Here is a 2,262-nt window from a genome sequence, read left to right as displayed (position 1 = left end):
TGCCAGGACAGCCCGGGACAGGGTTTCAGCCCTGCTCTGACGGGGTGTGTGCGCGGATGGACAACGCGTGGATGTCGGTTTCCATCAACGTGCCCAAGGCGGCGTAGACTGCGCGATGGCGCGCCAGCGGGGCCATTCCCGCGAAGCGCTCGCTGACCACGTGCACGTTGAAATGGCCGCGACCATCGCGCGCTCCGGCATGGCCTGCATGGCGATGGCTGTCGTCTTCGATCTCAAGCACGCTGGGGGCCAGCGCGTGCTGCAGCGCGTCACGAATCTGCTCGATCCGTTTCGCGTTCACGGCAGCACCTTGCGGAACGGACGCACCTGCACCCGCACATAGACGCCCGCCGCGACGTACGGGTCGGCATCGGCCCAGGCCTGGGCCTGCTGCAACGAGTCGAAGCCGGCAATCACCACCGAGCCACTGAACCCTGCCGGGCCCGGGTCTTCGCTGTCGATCGCCGGACACGGCCCGGCCAGAAGCAGGCGGCCTTCATCGCGCAACGCGGTCAGCCGCGCCAGGTGCTCGGGCCGCGCCTGCAGCCGCTGGGCCAGCACATCCTGGCCGTCATATCCTTCAATCACATACCACACCGGCATTTCCTCGCTTGCGTTGCTGGTGAAGCAATTCTAGCCAATCCCGCCGCCTGCCCGGCCTCGGCTGGACACTGGCGCGGCAAAGGCTTACCCTAGGGACCATTGCACGTGGCTGGATGCAGCAGCCCGTCGGTTTTTGCGGCCAACGCAGCCCCCGACGACCGACCCGCTGCTTCGAACCGGTCCACCCGACCGGGCCACGTAGACGACCTCCCCGTAGTCCTGTCGCTGCCGTGTCCTGCGGAGCGCCCTGTTGTTTGATGTGTGGAACCGCGCCGAGACAGGCGCGCCTGGTGTCCTGGCGGTCCGTGGCAGTTGCCCGGTGTGTCAGCTACCGCGACTGGTCCGTTGCAATCCTGATCTCCATTAGATGACTTCCGAACTCGCGCTCGACGCGAACACGCCAACCCGGCCGCCCGCCCCCCAGCAGCAGGAAATGCCGCTGGCCGTGGTGCATGGGCAACCGGTCCTGCAGATTCCGCAGGACCTGTACATCCCGCCGGATGCGCTGGAAGTCATCCTGGATGCCTTTGAAGGACCGCTGGACCTGCTGCTGTACCTGATCCGCCGGCAGAACCTGGACGTACTGGACATTCCCGTGGCCGAGATCACCCGGCAGTACGTGGAATACATCACCGTGATGCGCGAGCTGCGCTTCGAGCTTGCCGCCGAGTACCTGGTGATGGCGGCGATCCTGGCGGAAGTGAAGTCGCGCATGCTGCTGCCCCGCCCCCCCAGCGTGGAGGGCGAGGAAGCCGATCCGCGTGCGGAGCTGGTGCGACGGCTGCAGGAGTACGAACGCTTCAAGCAGGCCGCCGAGGATATCGACGCCCTGCCCCGGCAGGACCGTGACACCACCGTGGCACATGCCTTCATGCCCGAGCGCGCCGCAGTGAAGCTGCCGCCGCCGGTAGACCTGAAGGAAATGCTGATGGCGCTGCACGACGTACTCAAGCGCGCCGAGCTGTTCACCGGCCACGCCATCAAGCGCGAGGCGCTGAGTGTCCGGCAGCGCATGGGTGAAGTGCTGGGGCGGCTTGAAGACGGCAGGTTCTATCGTTTTGAAAACCTGTTCACCGCCGAAGAAGGCAAGCTGGGCGTGCTGGTCACGTTCCTGGCAGTGCTGGAACTGGCCAAGGAGCAGCTGCTGGACCTCGTGCAGGAAGAACCGCTGGCGCCGATCTACGTGAAGTCCCTGGCCGCCGGCAATACCAATGCCCCGCTGCAGTTCAGCAGCGAGTTCGACGACAACGACGCCGCCAATGAAAACGAGTGAGCGCTGACTGCCGATGGATCAAACGCTGATCAACCGCATTGTCGAAGGTGCGCTGCTGGCCTCCAGCCAGCCGCTCACCCTGGCCCAGCTGAAGGACCTGTTCCCGGAAGATGAGCCGGCACCACCGGGCAGCATCGAACGTGCGCTGGAACGGCTGCGCGAGGGCTGCCAGGACCGTGGCGTGGAACTGGTGGAGGTGGCTTCGGGCTTCCGCTACCAGGTGACCGCCGAAGTACATGGCTGGATCAGCCGGCTGTGGACCGAACGCAAGACCCGCTATACCCGCGCCACCCTGGAAACACTGGCCCTGATCGCCTACCGGCAGCCGATCACCCGTGGCGAGATCGAGCAGGTGCGCGGCGTGGCGGTCAGCAGTAACATCATCC

General features: G+C 65.8%; 4 protein-coding genes. 2 read left to right on the top strand and 2 right to left on the bottom strand.

Annotated features, from left to right (window positions below; all coding sequences use genetic code 11):
• Window positions 1–25: 25 nt before the first annotated feature.
• Both AC1VAN_RS19195 and AC1VAN_RS19190 read right to left on the bottom strand, forming a co-directional pair.
• Window positions 26–301 (bottom strand): BolA family protein, encoded by a 276-nt coding sequence (locus AC1VAN_RS19195; protein ID WP_032978785.1) that lies wholly within the window; start codon window positions 299–301, stop codon window positions 26–28.
• Window positions 298–597: a YciI family protein gene (locus AC1VAN_RS19190; RefSeq protein WP_025876500.1), complete on the bottom strand. Its 300-nt coding sequence runs from the start codon at window positions 595–597 to the stop codon at window positions 298–300. Before AC1VAN_RS19190 ends, AC1VAN_RS19195 begins: the two co-directional genes overlap by 4 nt.
• A 373-nt stretch (window positions 598–970) precedes the next feature.
• Between AC1VAN_RS19190 and AC1VAN_RS19185 the strand changes: the two genes are divergently transcribed.
• Both AC1VAN_RS19185 and scpB read left to right on the top strand, forming a co-directional pair.
• Entirely contained in the window at window positions 971–1,876 is a 906-nt protein-coding gene (locus AC1VAN_RS19185) for a segregation and condensation protein A (RefSeq protein ID WP_025876498.1), read from the top strand.
• A gap of 13 nt (window positions 1,877–1,889) precedes the next feature.
• Window positions 1,890–2,262 (top strand): SMC-Scp complex subunit ScpB (scpB, locus tag AC1VAN_RS19180; protein WP_480986478.1); only part of this gene is annotated, 373 nt, incomplete at its 3' end.

Source organism: Stenotrophomonas sp. 05L44_2, assembly GCF_056665995.1.
The sequence above is the reverse complement of the archived record's forward strand: the minus strand, read 5'-3'. Positions and strand labels throughout refer to the sequence as shown.